The organism is Myroides guanonis (assembly GCF_900114085.1).
Lineage (GTDB): Bacteria > Bacteroidota > Bacteroidia > Flavobacteriales > Flavobacteriaceae > Flavobacterium > Flavobacterium guanonis.
On sequence record NZ_FORU01000002.1, the window covers coordinates 42,706 to 60,550 of the forward strand.

Below are 17,845 nucleotides of genomic sequence, written 5' to 3' on the forward strand. Positions count from 1 at the left end.
TAAAAACTGTTTTAAAATCAACCCTATTTCACATTTACTCAATGTTCTTATTAGAAGAAGTAGTAGATTCTTTCGAACTAACTTTTGGCGTAGAATACCTACCCTTTAACTCATCCATTACAGTACCACTCCAAAGCTTAATACCAGTAACATAAGAAGTTCTAGCAATAAGAAATGCAGCTACAGGAGATGTAATAAATAAGAAGAAAATTATTGCAAACACTTTAGTAGTAATTGAAAACTCTGAAAAATGAATTGCTGCAGCACCCAAAATACAACCAATACCTAAAGTCCCAGCCTTAATAGTTATTGAAAGACGTGTGTAGAAATCAGGCATCCTCAGAATACCAATAGAAGCAATAAGTATAAAAACAGCACCTATAGTACTTAAAACCATTATAAATGTATCAGTCATCTTTATCTCTTTTATCTAAATAGAATGAAAATGCAACAGTGCTTAAAAAAGCAATCAAAGCCAATATCATAGCGACATCTAGAAAAATTGCATTATTAGCGATCAAACTAAATAGCCCTATAAACCCAACTCCAACTGTAATTAACAAATCTAGAGCAACAACCCTATCTACTACAGCAGGACCTTTTAAAAATCGAAGAAATATAAAAATCAACGAAAGGCAGATAATAGGCATAACAAATGTTATCAAATAACTTTCAACTGTCATCGTAATAATTCTAATAGTTTTTTTTCTGTTCGTTCCTTCATACGATTAATAAACTTTTCTTTATCTTTCAAATACATCGTATGTATAAAAATATGACTTTTATCATCTGCAATATCAATAACCATAGTCCCTGGTGTCAATGCAATAATATTGGTCAGCATTGTTATTTCAAAATCAGTCTTTGCATCAATATCATATTTTATAATCCCAGGAGTAGCATGTAAATTAGGAGTTACAACATCAATAGCAACTCTCAAATTCGCTTCTAACATATCATATAAAAAATTCAATATAAACACCAATATTTTGGGAACCCTATAAAAATATTCTTTATCCTGAGGTTTAGAATTCCTAGTCAGCATCCACAAAATAAAGAAACCTAAAATTAACCCAAAAGCAAAATTGGTGTAGTTAAGCTGCCCTGTTAAGGCTACCCAAACAAACGTCAACAATAAATTTAATAAAAAGTACTTTAACATTTCTAACCTCTTTTATTGTTTACCTAAAACGGATTCTATATACAAATTAGGATTCATCATTTCATGAGCCACACGTTCTGACACTTCCATAATAGCAGGAGCATTCAATCCTATGTATAAAGATACACAAGCCAAGGCTACTACTGGTAAAATCAAAGCTATTTTTCCAGATCGAGAATACGGTACAAAATGATCAATCTCTTCCGCATTTGGTTTTGGTAAATCCTTCCAGAACACTTCCGACCATATTCGTGCAACTACAAATAGTGTAATAAAACTAGCAAAAATTAGACCACCTAACAAAGCATATTCCTTAAGCCTAAATGCTTCCTGAAACAACATAATTTTTGGCCAAAATCCTGATAGAGGTGGAATCCCCACTAAAGAAAAAAGGATCACAGCAAAAACCAAAGACAACTTTGGATAATCCTTATAGAAACCTCCTAAACGATATATATCCTGAGACTCTCGAATTTTCTGAATAAGACCACTCATCATAAATAAATTACTCTTAACAATAACATCGTGAATCAAATAGAAAATCACCCCAACAAACGCTAACTCCGTATAAAGTCCCATACCTGCAATCAAATATCCTATATGACATACTATTAAATACGATAAAATCCTCCGTATATTCCTCTTGTTAATAACTCCTAAAGCACCACTGACCATAGTAAATATTGCAATAATTACAAAAACTTGTAACAAAAAATCATCAGGAACAAAAATTACCGTAAAAACTCTGAATAAAGAATAAACTCCCATCTTGGTAAGCAACCCCCCAAAAATAGCTCCGATAGCAGAAGGAGGTGTATGATAAGACGCAGGTAACCAAAAATAAAGTGGAAATATAGCAGATTTAATACCAAATCCAATGAAAAACATCAAAGCTGTTACAGTCACCAATCCTCTATTCTCAACAATCGCAACTTTCTCAGCCAAGTCAGCAATATTCAAACTTCCTGTAATTCCATATAAAATACCGATGGCAGTTAGAAATATTATAGAAGCTAACATATTCACTGTCATATACTTTACTGCCCCCTCCATCTGTCGCTTCTTACCACCAAGTGTAAGCAATACAAAAGAAGAAATAATAACAATCTCAAACCAAACGTATAGATTAAAAATGTCACCTGTTAAAAAAGCTCCTAACAGTCCCATTATCAAGAAGTGAAATATAAAAAAATAACCATATCTAATTCTATTCCTATTAATAGCAGCAGTTGAGAAAATACCAACAGCCAAAGAAACCGTAGCAGTCAGCATAACCATCACAGCACTTAACATATCAGAAACAAAAGTAATACCGAACGGTGCTTCCCAGCCTCCCATCTGCAAAGTGAGCGTACCCTCATTCCAAGTCATAAAAAACAACTTTAGACACGCTATGAATGCAACACTATTACCTACAACACTAATAATCTTTTTCAGCTCTACATTCTTCCAAAAAAATAATAAGACTACAGCAGTAATCATATGAACAAAAATGGGAGCTAATATGAAATTGGTACTCATATATCTAAATCTTGAATATTAAGAGAATCTAAATCATCCGTTCCTGTAGTACTATAAACCTTATTCAACAATACAATAGCAAAAGCTGTCAATCCAAAACTTATGACAATAGCTGTCAAAATAAGTGCCTGAGGAACAGGATCCGCATAAGCATCAATGAAATGTATTTGATCATTATCAATAATAGGAGCTTTACCCTTGGTCAATTCCCCCATTAAGAAAATTAATAAATTAGCACCATTTCCTAACAGCATAAGACCCAATAAAAGTTTTACCATACTCCTTCTAAACATCATATAAATTCCAGCCGAATATAAAATTCCAACCAAAAGCACTAATAATAATTCCATGTTTTAAATCATATTTGAATTAAACATTCTCTGCAATTGTAAAAAGTATCGTCAATACAACACCAATCACTACGAAATAGACTCCTATATCAAAAAACAATGCACTACCCACTGAACCAATAACCACTACATCTTCTGCAAACCAAACCCCAGTCATAATAGGAAGTCCCAAAAGAATAGGTAGTAAAGCACTTAAAATCGAAAGCGACAATCCCGTAGGAATCAAACGTAAAGGCGAAAAACGAAAAAGAGCCAATGTCTCTTTAGGACTATAAGCATAAGAATGAAGAACAAAAGCTATCGACGCAATTAATCCACCTACAAAACCACCACCAGACAAATAATGTCCACGAAGTAACACGAAAATCGAAAACATAATAATTAATGGCAACAAATAATTAGTCGCCGTCCTCAATATCGTTGAATCTAAGTGTCTTGTTTCACTATTCTGAACTTTCTTCATCTTTTGTATTATATTTTAATAAACTAAAAACACCTAAAGCTGCAATAGACAACACCATAGTTTCAATCAAAGTATCAAACCCTCGAAAATCAACCAAAATCACATTAACAACATTCTTTCCCTTCGCAAGTGTATATGCATTCTCAGCATAAAAACGACTAATCTCTTTATCAGCGGGAGACACTAATGCCTGAAGCGTAATTAAGGAAATCAAAGTTCCAAAAGCTATAGAAACTATAGCGTCCCGAGCTTGAATTCTCCTATTGCTCAATTTCAAAAATGACGGCAACTTAAACAATACCAAAACGAATAGTACTACCGTAAGTGTATCAATAGCAAATTGAGTCATCGCTAAATCAGGAGCTCCATAAAAAACAAAAATCAAACAAATACAATATCCCACAACTCCAATAGAAGCAATGGCCGTCAACCTAGAAGAAGTAGATATCGTAAATAATATAGCAATAACCGTTATTATAAAAACGATAAGTTCATAACTTCTAAATGCAGATAAGTCTTCCGTATTCACCTGTAGAGGAACATCTGCAAACAATTTATAACCAACCAAACCAATAAAAAACAATACGATTACGATTAGATATATACGCAAATAACTATTCTGAGTAAGTCCTGTATACCTATAAGCAAAAACCCTAATTTTCTCAATAAGCTTTTCAATCATATGCTGCGGAGCAAAAACTTCGAATCGCTCAATAAATCGCATACTATTATGAGATTGTCTCACTATAAAATATACTGCAACCCCTAATAATATCGTAAGACCACTTAATAACAAAGCAGTAGTTACTCCATGCCAAATCTTTAGGTCCAAATTGATAAAATCGCCATAAATAGATCTAGTTACACTATTGATAATACCTTGATTAATCCAATTCGGAAAAACCCCAAAAACCAAACTCAATACAGCTAAAATAAAAGGAGGCAAAGCAATGCCTAATTCAAGCTTACCAACCTTTGAGAATTTCTTAGGTAATTCTCCAATAAAAGGTTTAATACCCGCTAACAAACCAGAACATGTTAAAAATATATTTGTAACAACAGCTATAACGGTTAATCCTATAGCTAAATATGTAACGCCCCCCTCTAAAGTACTCTCATAAATTAATTCCTTACCAATAAAACCAAAAGTCAACGGAATTCCTGCACAAGACAAAGCACTAATAAAGCCGGCAGTAGCAAGTATTGGCATTTTTTCACCAAAACCCGACAGAATAGTAATATCTCTATTGTGAACAGCATGGTCAATAGCACCAGTAATCAAGAATAAACTTGCTTTATATAAGGCATGTACAACTATAAACACACTTGAGGCATATATGGCAAGTTCTGTTCCAATTCCCAACAAAAAAACTAACATCCCCAATGCAGAAATAGTTGAGTAAGCTAATATTCCTTTCAAATCTTTTCTAAAAACACAATGAAAAGCACCATAAACCATAGTCACACCTCCTACTAAAAGCAATGACTTACTCCATAAATCCCCATCATTGAGAATAGGAGTAAAACGAGCCAACAGATAAATACCTGCTTTTACCATAGTAGCAGAATGCAAATAGGCTGACACAGGAGTTGGAGCCTTCATAGCTCCGGGAAGCCAAAAATGAAATGGAAACTGTGCTGATTTAGTAAAAGCACCAAGTAAGAAAAAAACAAGTATTAAACCAAAAGCCTCATGCCCTTGAATACTATTCGAATGCGATAAAATCTCATGAATAGATGTTTCTCCTGTTATGCTACCAATAACAACAAGAGAGGCCAATAAAAAGAACCCTCCCAGCCCCGTGATAGAAAATGCCCACAAAGCACTCTTTCTAGCAGATTCATCTTCATTATTAAACCCTATTAAAAAATAAGAAGTGACACTCGTTAATTCCCAAAATATAAAAAGTGTGATGATATTATCAGAAAGCACCAAGCCTAGCATAGCTCCCATAAAGAGACCTAAATACGTATAAAATCTGTTTAGATATGGATGCCCTCTAAGATAGGACGACGTGTAAATATAAATAAGCGTTCCAATACCCGTTATCATCAGGCTAAAAAGCAAAGACAAACCATCTAGTTTAAAATCTAAAGAAACACCAATAGAAGGCATCCACTCAGTTCGATAAAAAATGTTTTTTGTACCGTCTTTTAGTAAAGGAATAAAGGAAGTAAAAAACAGAAAAAGTAAAAAGGGGACAATACTAATAAACTTAAAAAACTTGGAATGCACAAACTTGCCCAACAGTAACGTTAAAAAGGCAAAAACAAAAACAAATACAATTAGTAATAGCATAAATAAAATATCTTTTCTCCTCCCTTTTCTATTTTTGAACGATGGTAAAGATATAAAAAAAATTGAATAAATTAGACAAACCACCCATTGACAAATACCTTTTTACAAAAAAAGTCTTTCGTTTCCGAAAGACTTTTGTTATTATTTTGAAGAAACGTTTAACATTTCCCAAAGCTTATCTTTTAATTCAACCAAGCCCTGTTGCGCTACTGCTGATATAAACAAATATGGTATTCCATCGAAGTCTTTATCCAACTGAACCTTCATCTCTCCTTTCAATTCCTCATCCAGCATATCTACTTTAGAAATCACAACCAACCTGTCCTTATCTAACATTTCGGGATTATATCTTCTAAGTTCATCAAGAAGAATATCATACTCCTTTTTAATATCATCTGCATCTGCAGGAATTAAAAACAACAAAGTAGAATTCCTTTCAATATGCCTTAAAAAATAATGCCCCAAGCCTTTCCCTTCAGCAGCTCCTTCAATAATCCCTGGAATATCAGCCATAACAAATGACTGAAAATCTCTATAAGCAACAATTCCAAGATTCGGCTTCAATGTCGTAAACGGATAATCACCAATTTTAGGTTTTGCAGAAGTTAACACAGATAAAAGTGTAGACTTACCAGCATTAGGAAATCCAACCAAACCAACATCGGCTAATACTTTTAATTCAAGAATAATATCTAGTTCTTGACTAGAAATTCCTGGTTGTGCATAACGAGGTGTTTGATTAGTAGAACTTCTAAAGTGCCAGTTACCTAAACCTCCTTTTCCACCTTCTGCCAAAATCCGTTTCTCACCATGCTCCGTAATTTCAAAAAGAACCTCACCAGTCTCTTTGTCTTTAACAACAGTACCCAGTGGTACTTCAATCACTTTGTCTTCTCCATCAGCACCAGTACTTCTAGAACTTGCTCCATCACCTCCATGCCCAGCCTTAATATGGCGTGCAAATTTCAAATGATACAACGTCCACAAACCTTCATTTCCTACAACATATACGTGACCTCCTCGGCCACCATCTCCACCATCAGGACCTCCCTTTTCAATAAATTTCTCACGATGTAAATGCGTAGATCCTTTCCCTCCTTTTCCTGAAGCAACATAGATTTTCACATAATCGACAAAGTTCCCTTCTGTCATCTCTTTCTATTTTTAGCGTACAATCTCAGATTGCAAAAATTCTTAATGTGTAAATAAAGCCGTTTACACCACAGCAATTCACAATTACTAAACCAAAGTATCAATAATAGTACTCAAACGAGCAGTAATATCTTGTATAGAACCGATACCATTGATAGCGTAATAATTACCTTTATTCTTATAGTAATCAATTAGAGGAGCGGTTTTTTCATTATATTCCTCATAACGATTTCTAATCTTATCTTCATCTTGATCATCAGATCTTCCGCTTGTTTTTCCACGCTCTAAAATACGCTTCACCAAAACCTCATCATCAGCCTCTAAAGCAATAGTAGCTGTTAATTTCAACCCCTTTGAAGTTAATAAAGTTTCAAGCTCTTCTGCTTGTTTAATAGTTCTAGGGAAACCATCAAATAAAAAGCCCGCAGCATCCATGTTCTTCTCCACCTCATCTTTCAACATATTGATGGTAATCTCATCTGGAACCAATTCTCCTTTGTCGATATACACTTTTGCTTCTTTTCCTAAGGCAGTATCATTTTGTAAATTAAAACGAAAAACATCTCCAGTTGAGATGTGTTTTAGATTATACTTTTCCTTTAAAAAAGCAGCCTGCGTTCCTTTTCCTGCACCCGGTTTTCCAAATAAAACTATTGAAATCATATTCTATATTGTATATTTTTTTATTATTTAATTTGATAAATTTCTGATAAATTTCGACCATGCTTATCGTAGTCCATACCATAACCAACAATAAATTTATTCTCAATCTCAAAACCTACATAGTCAAGAGGAATATCTTTTGTATAAGCCTCAGGCTTCAAACAAAGTGTAAAAATCTTCACATTCTTAGGCTTATGCTGATCAAAAATATCTTTTAAAGTCACCAAGGTATTTCCAGTATCTACAATATCCTCAACCAATATAACAACTCGGTCGGTAACATCGACATCTAGCCCTAAAAGCTGAGTAACCTTATTAGTAGACTGAGTTCCAATATAAGAGGCCATCTTTACAAAACTCATTTCACAAGCCCCCTTATAATGCTTTACCAAATCAGATAAAACCATAAATGAACCGTTTAAAACACCTATAAAAACAGGCACCTCTCCATTCATATCCGACTCTATCTGAGCCGCCAAAGCCTTCAATCTTACATCGATTTTTTCGGCGTCTATAAAAGGGATAAATGTTTTGTCTAAAACCTGTATTTCCATATCAGAATAATCGTAATTTGCAAATATACAAAAACTCTGCTTGTTTTTAGTTTCTTTGCTTGGAATTAGTATATTATGCTTTTTCTTTGCTATAAATTCTATTATCCGTAAAAAATGCACACCAAATTCCTTATTCAACAAATCAATTCTTGTACGGCTCTTCTTAAATCTAGACAAACATTATATACATGGATTCTCAATAATCCTGAATACATTCCTACCTTATTTGATATAGGTCTTAACAATCAACACCCCAATCAACACAAAGCAGCTTGGATAATAGAGTTTCTCTTAGTAGACAACCTTTCAATAATTCTACCGCAATTAGCTCGCTTCTGCACACAATTTCCTGAGATAAAAAATGAAAGCACCAAACGCTCTTTAGGTAAAATTGCATCGCTATTGACACAATCAAAAATCATTGAATTAAACCGAAAACAAAAAGAGACCTTAATGGAAACCGCACTCAGTTGGCTTATTGACAATACCAAAGTAGCTTCCAAATGTCACGCAATAGATATAATCTTAAACTTATCATATGACTTTTCGGAACTCACAAAACTAGCAAACGAAACCATAGAACAACAATACGCAAGCAGTAGTCCAGCATTCCAAATCAGAGCACGAAAATTCAAACAAAACTTAATCATTTAAATTAAAAAAGCCCTTATTATATAAGTAAATAAAGTGTTATTACTTTTTTTCAACCAACATTCCACAAAATTATACACATAAATTCTTCAATTGTAACTATAATAAATTTCTCACATTAATAACAAGAAACCAAAAGCTAGAACTCTATGATTCTATGTCTTAAAGCATACAATACCACACCAACAAAATTTTTTGAATTAGTCTTACAGATTAAATTCCCTCGAAAGGCCTCAACCGTCCTGATACTTATCCCCAACTCTACGGCAATTTCCTTAGCACTAAATTCCTGTGCAGACAATCGAATAATCTGAACCTCACGTAAAGTAAAATCTTTCACCAATTCATCATCAGTAAGATTAGCTAAAACATGAGCAACATCCTTATCTAAATAAAAGCCATTAACAAATATACTCTCTAAAGCTTTTTTTAATATATGAGGGTCAATTTTTTTTGTCAGGTAACCATCAGCACCTAGGTGCATAATCTTTTGTATAGAATCCTTATCATTCAACAAAGTCAAAACGACTATTTTTATATCAGGATAAAACTCCCTTAAATACATCCCTGTTTCAAACCCATCCATTACAGGCATTTGTAAATCTAGAAGTACTACATCTACATTTAACTTCCCTACTTTTCTCAACAGTTGTAATCCATTCTCAGCTTCCAACACCACTTCCATATTATCAAAATGGTCAATAAGAAACTTTAAACTTTTTCTAAATAAAGTATGATCATCTGCTAAGGCTATTTGTATCATCCTTTTATCTTTTTTCTTATAAAAATACAATTACCACTATCACTTGGTAATTGAACTAAAATAGCTTTCAAATTAGATAATCTCGCTTTTATATTCCTAATTCCCATACCTTTTGCTGTTTTTGATGCTTTAAAAAAATCGTAAGAACACCCATCATCTAAAAAACGAAAAACATATTCTCCTTCAATACAATCAACACTAAACTTTATACTTGAAGCCTTTCCATGTTTTAAAACATTTTCTGTCAACTCTTGTATACATCTATATAGCTCATAAGATTCTGAAGTTGTTAACAGCAATCCTTCTGAAAAATACCTAGCTTCTACTCTCACTTTATATGTTTTCTCTACCCTATTAAAAAAATCTTTCAAAACCGCTTGTAAATCTTCAGTTTCCAACAAAGGAGGCATCAAGTTATAACTAACCCTTTGAACCTCATCAATTGTAATCCCTAAAGCAGTCTTAATTTCACAAAGTAACTGTACATTCTCTATCTGTCGATTTTTTAATTCTAATACCCCAACTAAATTAAGAATAGCACTAATATCTCCACTTATACCATCATGTAAATCAGCAGCCACCCTATTTCTCTCCGTTTTTTCAGCCTCTAAAGTGGCTTTCAATCCAACTTCTGCTTCATGCTGCTTAACTATATAAAATCTCCGTTGATAAAATACAGCTAACAACACAATAGATAGAGCCATAAAGGCCATAAATAAGGTGCCCAACCAAAAAACCCACTTTAAGTCATTTTCATTCTCCATACTCCAATACTTAACATAATTCTTAAAAACAAAGTAGCTAAAACATTCACCAACCAATAATCATAAAAATACAAAGATGTCTCGACAAGAAAACCGCTCAGAGAAAACAGAAAAAAAGTACTTGCACAATAAATCAAGTAACCCGACACAAAATAAAAATCAGCATTCTTCCATAAATCTTTTATTTCCTTATTCAAAAACAGTTTTTTAAACCAAGAAAAAGAAGAAACTATAACCAATAAAACTATCGGTATCTGACTTATAAACAAGGATAAAAAAATATTTTCAGTTCGAAAAAACATCCAAGAAATCAAATAAAAAAACACAAAAAAAACAGCAAAGAAAATTTCAAACTCTTGCTTCTTTTTAATAAAGTTCAATTCTCTATAATAATAAAACAAAGCTGTAAATTCTAATACTGCATAAATTTGAAACCAATAACTAGAACCTATTATCGAATAAATCACCCCAATTTGTTCATAAATCGTAGCGATAAAAGTCAAAGTTATAAATGGAAAAACTATCTCTTTCCCTAAATTTAACTTCGTTCCTTTCCTCAACAAATACAAACAAATTGGGATAATACCAGAATATAATGCAATAAGATACAGAACCTTATACAATATTGTATGACCTAATTAAAGCACTATTAACAGGACAATAAGAAGGACAGACATTTAAACGTTCTAGTATAACACCCTGTGTCATATCCTCTCCATCATCATCGATTCCCACTAACACTAAATTACTATTGCCGTTTTCAGCGTCAATTCCATTATAAATCCTTACTCCCTCACACCCCACTTGCTGTATAATATCTAATAATTTATCCTTGCTAACAGCATAAGCTATATTTCCACTTGGAAAGCTTTCCTGATACTCATGTGTAAATTCAATAGCTTCAGCTAACGTGATAATTTCTCCATTGTTTTTCATAATATTTTTTTTTAAAATTTTGTATCTCAAAAATGAGAAATTAAATCCTAATTCGCAATACGTAGAAATACTATACAGAGTGTTAAAATTAAAGACTAATAACATATTCTTAGGAATCACGCCTATTTCAAGACAATTACCTATTTGAAATTTTAACATAATCAATCTAAAAAAAATAAATTTTTACAAAATGGACCAAACTACCTTCTAAAAACCAAGGATAATTCAAAAAGAACAACAGCCAATCGATGGAAAATACATCTCAAAAGGTTTCTACCCTAGTGCTTTAACTAAAGACTTCCCTTTAAAAGGAAAATCCGTAAAACTACATGTACAATATCGTCGTCGGACAGATAAACAAGATAGATAAAAGTACGTAATTGGAATGTGACTGTTAAAGGGACACTAATGACCACAGAGCTTTCTGAGTTTAACAAAAAAGTCGATATTATAATTCTTAGCTTTAAAGCTATAAGTATTTTCCTTGCACTCTATCTATAGTGCATCTATAGTGTATCTATACTCCATCTATAGAATAAGCCTTTTCTATAGATGGAGTATAGATGGAATATAGTCAGTATATAGACACACCTAAAACAATTTTCGCTCTCCGAAACTCAAAAAATCAAACAAAAAATCACAAAGGTTCCAATTTTTCAACAATCCCTCCAAGCTTTTGAAAACAGAAATTATTTGATACATTTAACTAATTCATTTTATCTAAACTAGACAAACGATACTTTTCATATATTAAACACCTCAACTATGACAATCATTAAAAAACACTTCTACACTATACTAGCAAGTATAGCTTTATCGACTATTATAACAGCTTCTACACAAGCTCAAGAAAGCAACAGTCAGCTTGAAAAAATAGTCACTAAAGTAGATACTAAAGCAAATTACCCAGGTGGTATGATGGTCTTTTATAAACAACTCAATAACACATTGGATACAAAAGCTATGAACCTCGATAAAGAGATAAAAACAATTAAAACATTTCTATCTTTTAACGTTGAAGTAGACGGTAGTTTAACGGATATTAAAATTACAAAAGGAGAATTAGGTGGTATTGCAGATAAAATTCTCATCGAAACCTTAATAAATGCTGGAAAATGGCAACCCGCATTACTAGACGAAAAACCCGTTAAAAGCAACTTTATATTACTTATCTCTAAAAGCATAGAGTAAGACTTAACATACAGCAAAGACTTTTAAGGTTTTGAAACCTTGAAGGTTTAAATAAATCGCGCTTCTCTACTATTTTTCAATTATCTTTGCACAAATACACAAAATAATGAACTATTTTTCTTCTGATTTCCGTTTGGGAATATTAGGTGGTGGACAGCTTGGAAAAATGCTTTTGTCTGACACTAGAAAGTTTGATATCGCAACGCTTATTTTAGACCCTAGTGAGGAAGCACCCGCACAATATGGTGCTTTTGAGTTTATACAAGGGGATTTAATGGATTTTGATACAGTATATCAATTCGGTAAAAAAACTGATTTACTGACTATTGAAATTGAAAACGTAAATCTAGACGCTTTAGAAAAGTTAGAAGAAGAAGGACACAAAGTATATCCTTCTCCAAAAACCCTACGTTTAATTCAACATAAAGGAAAACAGAAAGATTTTTACAATCAAAATCAAATACCTACCGCTCCTTATCAACGTTTTGAGTCTATAGACGAGTTAAAAAAGCAAGCAGCTGGTACTGGTTTTACCTTTCCGTTTATATGGAAAGCAGCTCAGTTTGGTTATGATGGAAATGGCGTAAAGGTGGTTCGCAGTTTAAGCGACCTAGACGCATTGCCAAACACTCCTTGTATTGCAGAGGAAATGATTCCTTTTAAAAACGAATTAGCTGTTATTGTTGCGCGCAGTGCATCAGGTGAAATAAGAACCTACCCAGTAGTAGAAATGGAATTTCATCCAGAAGCAAATCAAGTAGAATATGTCATTTGTCCAGCTCGTATTGAAAAAAATGTCGCAGATAAAGCGAGATCCATCGCACTTAAAGTATCAGAAAAATTCAACCATGTTGGATTGTTAGCTGTTGAAATGTTTCAAACTAAAGATGATGAAATACTTGTTAATGAAGTAGCTCCTCGTCCACATAATTCTGGTCATTATTCTATTGAGGCGAGTTATACCTCTCAATTCGAACAACACATTAGAGCTATTCTAGACTTACCTCTTGGAAATACCGACAGTAAAGTAGCGGGAATTATGGTAAACCTTGTAGGGGCAGAAGGCTATTCGGGTCAGGTGCACTACGAAAATATGGAACACATTTTAAAAATAGATGGCGTTACACCTCATATCTATGGAAAAAGAGAAACACGTCCGTTTCGAAAAATGGGACATGTTACCATCGTAAATCCCGACATGAATGAAGCTCGAAAAATTGCTCAACAAGTAAAAGAAACGATTCAAGTAATTAGCAAATAAGAATATGAAAATAGCCGTAGTAATGGGTAGTATCTCAGATATGCCCGTAATGCAAGATGCCATTGATATCATTAAAGAATTTGGAATTGAAGTGGAAGTAGATATTGTATCTGCACACAGAACCCCTGAAAAGTTAGTAGATTTTTCTTCTAATGCACATACAAGAGGAATTCAAGTAATCATAGCAGGTGCAGGTGGAGCTGCGCATTTACCGGGAATGGTTGCCTCTATGTCTCCTCTACCTGTAATTGGAGTTCCTGTAAAGTCTAGTAACTCTATTGATGGGTGGGATAGCGTATTGTCTATTTTACAAATGCCAGGTGGAGTTCCTGTAGCTACTGTAGCATTAAATGGATCGAAGAACGCAGGATTACTAGCGATTCAAATATTGGGAAGTCAAAACAAAGACTTGCAACAAAAAATGATTGATTATAAAAATGGATTGAAAGAAGTTGTTTTAAAAGCAGCAGAGGCTCTGAAAAACTAAAACACACACAATACACAAAGGGCTGTCACAAAAATGACAGCCTTTTTCATATCTTTATATTTTTAAAATTACATTACAAGATGTCTATATTAAATTCAGAATTCAACACCCCACATGGCACTGCGCCTTTTAAACAAATACAACTATCAGAATATAAGCCTGCTTTTGAACAAGCTATTATCGATGCAAAAGCAGAAATCAAAACTATCACTAATACGACAGAAGTTCCTACTTTTAAAAACACCTTGGAAGCACTGGCGTATTCCGGAATGGAGCTAGATCGTATATCTAATATTTTCTTCAACCTCAATTCAGCGGAAACAAGCGACGAAATGCAGAAAATTGCACAAGAAATAGCACCTATGCTTTCTGCTTTTAGCAACGACATTTCTTTAGACGAAGAGCTATTTCAACGTGTGAAAGCTGTTTATGAACAAATAGACACATTAGATTTAAGCACTGAACAGAAGACACTTCTTACTAAAAATTATAAAAGCTTTGTTAGAAATGGAGCTTTATTATCACCTGAACAGAAAGAACGACTTAGATCTATTGATACCGAACTAGCCACGACTTCTTTGAAATTTGGAGAAAATGTATTAGCAGAAACTCATAATTATCAACTGCACCTTACTAATGAATCTGATTTAAAAGGACTACCTGAAGGTGCTATTGAGGAAGCTAAAACACTTGCTGAAAATGAAAATAAAGAAGGTTGGATATTCACATTAGATTATCCTAGCTATATTCCATTCATGACCTATGCAGAGAACCGCGAACTTCGAAAAGAGTTAGCTATTGCAGCAGGAAAGAAAGCGTTTCAAGACAATGAATACAATAACGAGAGTAACGTTTTAAACATCGTAAAACTAAGATACGAACGCGCCAACTTATTGGGATATTTAACACATGCTCACTTCGTATTAGAAGAGCGCATGGCACAATCTCCTGAGAAAGTATTTTCATTTTTGGAAGAGCTATTGGAAAAAGCTAAACCAGCAGCCTTATTAGAATTTGAAGAATTAACTGCTTTTGCAAAAGAGGTAGACAACCTAGACCATTTGGAAAAATGGGATGGTGCTTATTACTCTGAAAAATTAAAACAACAACGCTTTAACTTAGACGATGAAATCCTAAAACCATATTTTCAATTAGAAAATGTATTAGAAGGTGCTTTTGAAGTTTCACACCGATTATTTGGTCTAAACTTCACAGAAGTTCAAAACATAGAAAAATACCATGAGGATGTAAAAACGTATGAAGTAACCGATGAAAATGGTGCTTTTAATTCTATTTTTTACGCAGATTTCTTTCCGAGAAAAGGAAAGCGAAATGGCGCATGGATGACATCTTTCAAATCACAATACAAAAAAGAAGGTAAAGACGAACGTCCACATATTTCTATTGTCTGCAACTTTACCAAACCAACGGCCTCTAAACCCTCTTTATTAACCTTCAATGAAGTAACCACTTTGTTTCACGAGTTCGGTCACGCTTTACATGGAATGTTAGCCAACACTCAATATCCTAGTTTATCTGGAACAAATGTTTTCTGGGATTTTGTAGAACTACCAAGTCAGGTTATGGAAAATTGGTGTTATGAAAAAGAAGCTCTAGAGCTTTTTGCAAAACACTACCAAACAGGAGAAACTATTCCTATGGAATTAGTTGATAAGATTAAAGAAAGTGCTAATTTTCAAGAAGGAATGGCCACACTAAGACAATTAAGCTTTGGGATGTTAGACATGGGATGGCACGCTCACGACCCACAAAACATAAATAACTTAAAAGAGTTTGAATTGAGTCAGTTTGAATCCACCCAATTGTATCCAGATGTAAAAGAAAATGCTATGTCCACTGCTTTCTCACATATATTTCAAGGTGGATATGCGGCGGGATACTACAGCTATAAATGGGCAGAAGTTTTAGATGCGGACACCTTTGCTTACTTTAAAGAAAATGGAATCTTCAATAAAGAGATCGCTAACAAATTCAAAGAAAACATATTATCTCAAGGGGGGACAGACCACCCTATGACATTATATAAAAAGTTTAGAGGTCACGAACCTACTCCAGAGGCTTTGCTTAAAAGAGCAGGACTGTTGAAATAAGACAAGAAAGGGATATAGTTAGAACTATATCCCTTTTACTTTATAACATCTCTGAATTAGAATTTATAACCAACAGATAGTTGGAAGACGCTGTTCTCTGACTTAACATCTTCAGAATAATTCCCACTAGTATATTTGTAAAACGCGTCGAAATCTTTATTGAAAACATTTGTTAACCCCATATTATACCTCATATCAAAGAACACCCCTATCGGTAATTCATAACCTACCCCAAAATTCAAACCAAAATCAAAAGAATTAACTAAACTCTTTGTATCTAACTCTAACCCTCTTTGTTCCATCTCTGAATTTACCAAAAAACCAAATTGCATACCACCTTGCACATTAAAACCTTTTACAATGTAATACTTCACCATAATTGGCACATTTATATAATCCTGTCTCCAAGTATATTCTGTGTAAACAGGAACATAACTCCCTACATTAAATCCTGAATATTCGAATCCTTGCTTTGAATATATCAACTCAGGCTGAATAGAGAGTTTTTTATTAATAAAAATTTCTGCAACAGCTCCTACATGGAAACCAGGTTTCATGGAAATATCTGTGAAATTTGTAAAAGTTGACACATTCAATCCAGCTTTAACTCCAAATCTAACATCTTTAGACTCATTCTTTACATCTGTTGTTTGCGCTTGTGCAGTTAACATAAAGGCTCCGAAAGCCAAAACAGATAAAGTAATTTTTTTCATACTTTTATACTACGTAGTTTAGTTATCATTAAAATCGAAGTCCAACAGAGAGTTGAAAAACGCCATTCTGGACATTGCTTTCTTCTGGCGTAAGTTCCTTATTGACTTTTTTAAGACCTAAATTATAGCGAATATCAAAGAAAACTCCCTCTGAAAACTCATAACCAACCCCTATATTCATTCCTAAGTCTACAGCCTCAATCTTATCTTTGACATCCTCTGAACTGTCGTACTTCGAGCCAAAAATAGAAGTTGTTGAATCCCCAACAGCATTCACTAAAAACCCAATTTGGGGACCAAATTGAAGACTTAGTCCTTCAGTAGGATAATACTTAAACATTACAGGGATATTGATATAATCTAATTTCAAATCTGCTTCTATTTCCGAATACCCAACTCCCCATACATAATCCTTTAAGTTAGCTTTAGCTCCTTGCCTTGAATAAAGTAATTCAGGCTGTATAGAGAACTTATCAATAACAAAAAATTCTGCAGACAATCCTGCGTGAAAACTTATCTTTGTTTTCCCATCTTTATCATTAATTAAATTTGAAAAATTAAGACCACCTTTAACTCCAATCCTAAAATACTCGTCCTTTTCCGAGTTGGTATTATCTAAAGTCGTCGATACTGTTTGTCCTTGTACAGTCAAGATAAAGGCTCCAAAAGCCAAAATAGATAGTAAAATTCTCTTCATGTTTTTATATTAATTTTTGCAAATATAAATCAATTATTTAAAACATCAACTCGTGACTATTAAGTATAAATATCTTTCGTTTCATCCCTACTTAATTAATGATACTT

General features: G+C 33.5%; 21 protein-coding genes. 5 read left to right on the top strand and 16 right to left on the bottom strand.

The features are described 5' to 3' along the window. Positions 1 to 34: 34 nt before the first annotated feature. The 10 genes from mnhG to hpt form a co-directional block, all read right to left on the bottom strand. Positions 35 to 415, bottom strand: coding sequence for a monovalent cation/H(+) antiporter subunit G (gene mnhG, locus BM024_RS02225; RefSeq protein ID WP_090677835.1), 381 nt, complete (start codon positions 413 to 415; stop codon positions 35 to 37). Next, complete coding sequence (locus tag BM024_RS02230) at positions 408 to 683, bottom strand: monovalent cation/H+ antiporter complex subunit F (protein ID WP_090677836.1); 276 nt, start codon at positions 681 to 683, stop codon at positions 408 to 410. Before BM024_RS02230 ends, mnhG begins: the two co-directional genes overlap by 8 nt. Further along, positions 680 to 1,162, bottom strand: coding sequence for a Na+/H+ antiporter subunit E (locus BM024_RS02235; protein WP_090677837.1), 483 nt, complete (start codon positions 1,160 to 1,162; stop codon positions 680 to 682). Before BM024_RS02235 ends, BM024_RS02230 begins: the two co-directional genes overlap by 4 nt. A gap of 12 nt (positions 1,163 to 1,174) precedes the next feature. Then, positions 1,175 to 2,683: a proton-conducting transporter transmembrane domain-containing protein gene (locus BM024_RS02240; RefSeq protein WP_090677838.1), complete on the bottom strand. Its 1,509-nt coding sequence runs from the start codon at positions 2,681 to 2,683 to the stop codon at positions 1,175 to 1,177. After that, positions 2,680 to 3,033 carry a Na+/H+ antiporter subunit C gene (locus BM024_RS02245; protein ID WP_090677839.1) on the bottom strand — a complete coding sequence of 118 codons (354 nt, stop codon included), beginning with the start codon at positions 3,031 to 3,033 and terminating at the stop codon, positions 2,680 to 2,682. Before BM024_RS02245 ends, BM024_RS02240 begins: the two co-directional genes overlap by 4 nt. A gap of 19 nt (positions 3,034 to 3,052) precedes the next feature. Beyond that, positions 3,053 to 3,496 carry a Na+/H+ antiporter subunit B gene (locus BM024_RS02250; RefSeq protein WP_090677840.1) on the bottom strand — a complete coding sequence of 148 codons (444 nt, stop codon included), beginning with the start codon at positions 3,494 to 3,496 and terminating at the stop codon, positions 3,053 to 3,055. Continuing rightward, positions 3,477 to 5,795, bottom strand: coding sequence for a hydrogen gas-evolving membrane-bound hydrogenase subunit E (gene mbhE, locus BM024_RS02255; RefSeq protein ID WP_090677841.1), 2,319 nt, complete (start codon positions 5,793 to 5,795; stop codon positions 3,477 to 3,479). Before mbhE ends, BM024_RS02250 begins: the two co-directional genes overlap by 20 nt. 141 nt (positions 5,796 to 5,936) lie before the next feature. Further along, positions 5,937 to 6,947 (bottom strand): GTPase ObgE, encoded by a 1,011-nt coding sequence (gene obgE / locus BM024_RS02260; protein WP_090677842.1) that lies wholly within the window; start codon positions 6,945 to 6,947, stop codon positions 5,937 to 5,939. An 87-nt stretch (positions 6,948 to 7,034) separates the two neighbouring features. Next, on the bottom strand, positions 7,035 to 7,610 hold the full coding sequence (locus tag BM024_RS02265; RefSeq protein WP_090677843.1) for an adenylate kinase: 576 nt from the start codon (positions 7,608 to 7,610) through the stop codon (positions 7,035 to 7,037). 23 nt (positions 7,611 to 7,633) lie between these two features. Further along, a complete protein-coding gene (hpt, locus tag BM024_RS02270) occupies positions 7,634 to 8,164 on the bottom strand; it encodes a hypoxanthine phosphoribosyltransferase (protein ID WP_090677844.1) in 531 nt (176 codons plus the stop codon). 114 nt (positions 8,165 to 8,278) lie between these two features. Between hpt and BM024_RS02275 the strand changes: the two genes are divergently transcribed. Continuing rightward, positions 8,279 to 8,818: a hypothetical protein gene (locus tag BM024_RS02275; RefSeq protein ID WP_090677845.1), complete on the top strand. Its 540-nt coding sequence runs from the start codon at positions 8,279 to 8,281 to the stop codon at positions 8,816 to 8,818. Positions 8,819 to 8,954: 136 nt separating this feature from the next. Here the strand turns inward: BM024_RS02275 and BM024_RS02280 are convergent, their stop codons facing one another. The 4 genes from BM024_RS02280 to BM024_RS02295 are packed head-to-tail and all read right to left on the bottom strand — an operon-like array spanning position 8,955 to position 11,278. Continuing rightward, positions 8,955 to 9,578 carry a response regulator gene (locus tag BM024_RS02280; RefSeq protein WP_090677846.1) on the bottom strand — a complete coding sequence of 208 codons (624 nt, stop codon included), beginning with the start codon at positions 9,576 to 9,578 and terminating at the stop codon, positions 8,955 to 8,957. After that, the gene (locus BM024_RS02285; RefSeq protein WP_090677847.1) at positions 9,575 to 10,342 is read right to left on the bottom strand and encodes a sensor histidine kinase; all 768 of its coding nucleotides are present in this window, start codon (positions 10,340 to 10,342) and stop codon (positions 9,575 to 9,577) included. Before BM024_RS02285 ends, BM024_RS02280 begins: the two co-directional genes overlap by 4 nt. Then, positions 10,321 to 10,965 carry a hypothetical protein gene (locus BM024_RS02290; protein WP_090677848.1) on the bottom strand — a complete coding sequence of 215 codons (645 nt, stop codon included), beginning with the start codon at positions 10,963 to 10,965 and terminating at the stop codon, positions 10,321 to 10,323. The genes BM024_RS02285 and BM024_RS02290 overlap by 22 nt, the downstream gene beginning before the upstream one ends. Then, complete coding sequence (locus BM024_RS02295; protein ID WP_090678083.1) at positions 10,958 to 11,278, bottom strand: hypothetical protein; 321 nt, start codon at positions 11,276 to 11,278, stop codon at positions 10,958 to 10,960. Before BM024_RS02295 ends, BM024_RS02290 begins: the two co-directional genes overlap by 8 nt. Positions 11,279 to 12,043: 765 nt before the next feature. On the opposite strand from BM024_RS02295, the gene BM024_RS02300 reads away from it, so the two are divergent. The 4 genes from BM024_RS02300 to BM024_RS02315 all read left to right on the top strand — a co-directional run bounded on the left by BM024_RS02300 (position 12,044) and on the right by BM024_RS02315 (position 16,328). After that, a complete protein-coding gene (locus tag BM024_RS02300) occupies positions 12,044 to 12,469 on the top strand; it encodes an energy transducer TonB (RefSeq protein WP_090677849.1) in 426 nt (141 codons plus the stop codon). 106 nt (positions 12,470 to 12,575) lie between these two features. Then, positions 12,576 to 13,730: a 5-(carboxyamino)imidazole ribonucleotide synthase gene (locus BM024_RS02305; protein ID WP_090677850.1), complete on the top strand. Its 1,155-nt coding sequence runs from the start codon at positions 12,576 to 12,578 to the stop codon at positions 13,728 to 13,730. A 4-nt stretch (positions 13,731 to 13,734) separates the two neighbouring features. Further along, positions 13,735 to 14,217 (top strand): 5-(carboxyamino)imidazole ribonucleotide mutase, encoded by a 483-nt coding sequence (purE, locus tag BM024_RS02310; RefSeq protein ID WP_090677851.1) that lies wholly within the window; start codon positions 13,735 to 13,737, stop codon positions 14,215 to 14,217. 80 nt (positions 14,218 to 14,297) lie between these two features. After that, entirely contained in the window at positions 14,298 to 16,328 is a 2,031-nt protein-coding gene (locus BM024_RS02315) for a M3 family metallopeptidase (RefSeq protein ID WP_090677852.1), read from the top strand. Positions 16,329 to 16,384: 56 nt separating this feature from the next. Here the strand turns inward: BM024_RS02315 and BM024_RS02320 are convergent, their stop codons facing one another. Together BM024_RS02320 and BM024_RS02325 are read right to left on the bottom strand one after the other, a co-directional pair. Then, positions 16,385 to 17,041, bottom strand: coding sequence for a porin family protein (locus BM024_RS02320; protein ID WP_090677853.1), 657 nt, complete (start codon positions 17,039 to 17,041; stop codon positions 16,385 to 16,387). Between the two features lie 28 nt (positions 17,042 to 17,069). Continuing rightward, the gene (locus BM024_RS02325; RefSeq protein WP_090677854.1) at positions 17,070 to 17,738 is read right to left on the bottom strand and encodes a porin family protein; all 669 of its coding nucleotides are present in this window, start codon (positions 17,736 to 17,738) and stop codon (positions 17,070 to 17,072) included. Between the last annotated feature and the right edge of the window lie 107 nt (positions 17,739 to 17,845).

Bases quoted from the DNA above. Each gene is read 5' to 3' on its own strand.
- BM024_RS02275 (WP_090677845.1), top strand. From the start codon at position 8,279: ATGCACACCAAATTCCTTATTCAACAAATCAATTCTTGTACGGCTCTT.
- BM024_RS02265 (WP_090677843.1), bottom strand. From the start codon at position 7,610: ATGATTTCAATAGTTTTATTTGGAAAACCGGGTGCAGGAAAAGGAACG.
- BM024_RS02315 (WP_090677852.1), top strand. From the start codon at position 14,298: ATGTCTATATTAAATTCAGAATTCAACACCCCACATGGCACTGCGCCT.
- BM024_RS02240 (WP_090677838.1), bottom strand. From the start codon at position 2,683: ATGAGTACCAATTTCATATTAGCTCCCATTTTTGTTCATATGATTACT.
- BM024_RS02280 (WP_090677846.1), bottom strand. From the start codon at position 9,578: ATGATACAAATAGCCTTAGCAGATGATCATACTTTATTTAGAAAAAGT.
- mbhE (WP_090677841.1), bottom strand. From the start codon at position 5,795: ATGCTATTACTAATTGTATTTGTTTTTGTTTTTGCCTTTTTAACGTTA.
- BM024_RS02300 (WP_090677849.1), top strand. From the start codon at position 12,044: ATGACAATCATTAAAAAACACTTCTACACTATACTAGCAAGTATAGCT.
- BM024_RS02250 (WP_090677840.1), bottom strand. From the start codon at position 3,496: ATGAAGAAAGTTCAGAATAGTGAAACAAGACACTTAGATTCAACGATA.
- BM024_RS02235 (WP_090677837.1), bottom strand. From the start codon at position 1,162: ATGTTAAAGTACTTTTTATTAAATTTATTGTTGACGTTTGTTTGGGTA.
- hpt (WP_090677844.1), bottom strand. From the start codon at position 8,164: ATGGAAATACAGGTTTTAGACAAAACATTTATCCCTTTTATAGACGCC.
- BM024_RS02230 (WP_090677836.1), bottom strand. From the start codon at position 683: ATGACAGTTGAAAGTTATTTGATAACATTTGTTATGCCTATTATCTGC.
- obgE (WP_090677842.1), bottom strand. From the start codon at position 6,947: ATGACAGAAGGGAACTTTGTCGATTATGTGAAAATCTATGTTGCTTCA.
- BM024_RS02305 (WP_090677850.1), top strand. From the start codon at position 12,576: ATGAACTATTTTTCTTCTGATTTCCGTTTGGGAATATTAGGTGGTGGA.
- BM024_RS02285 (WP_090677847.1), bottom strand. From the start codon at position 10,342: ATGGAGAATGAAAATGACTTAAAGTGGGTTTTTTGGTTGGGCACCTTA.
- purE (WP_090677851.1), top strand. From the start codon at position 13,735: ATGAAAATAGCCGTAGTAATGGGTAGTATCTCAGATATGCCCGTAATG.
- BM024_RS02325 (WP_090677854.1), bottom strand. From the start codon at position 17,738: ATGAAGAGAATTTTACTATCTATTTTGGCTTTTGGAGCCTTTATCTTG.
- BM024_RS02245 (WP_090677839.1), bottom strand. From the start codon at position 3,033: ATGGAATTATTATTAGTGCTTTTGGTTGGAATTTTATATTCGGCTGGA.
- BM024_RS02295 (WP_090678083.1), bottom strand. From the start codon at position 11,278: ATGAAAAACAATGGAGAAATTATCACGTTAGCTGAAGCTATTGAATTT.
- mnhG (WP_090677835.1), bottom strand. From the start codon at position 415: ATGACTGATACATTTATAATGGTTTTAAGTACTATAGGTGCTGTTTTT.
- BM024_RS02320 (WP_090677853.1), bottom strand. From the start codon at position 17,041: ATGAAAAAAATTACTTTATCTGTTTTGGCTTTCGGAGCCTTTATGTTA.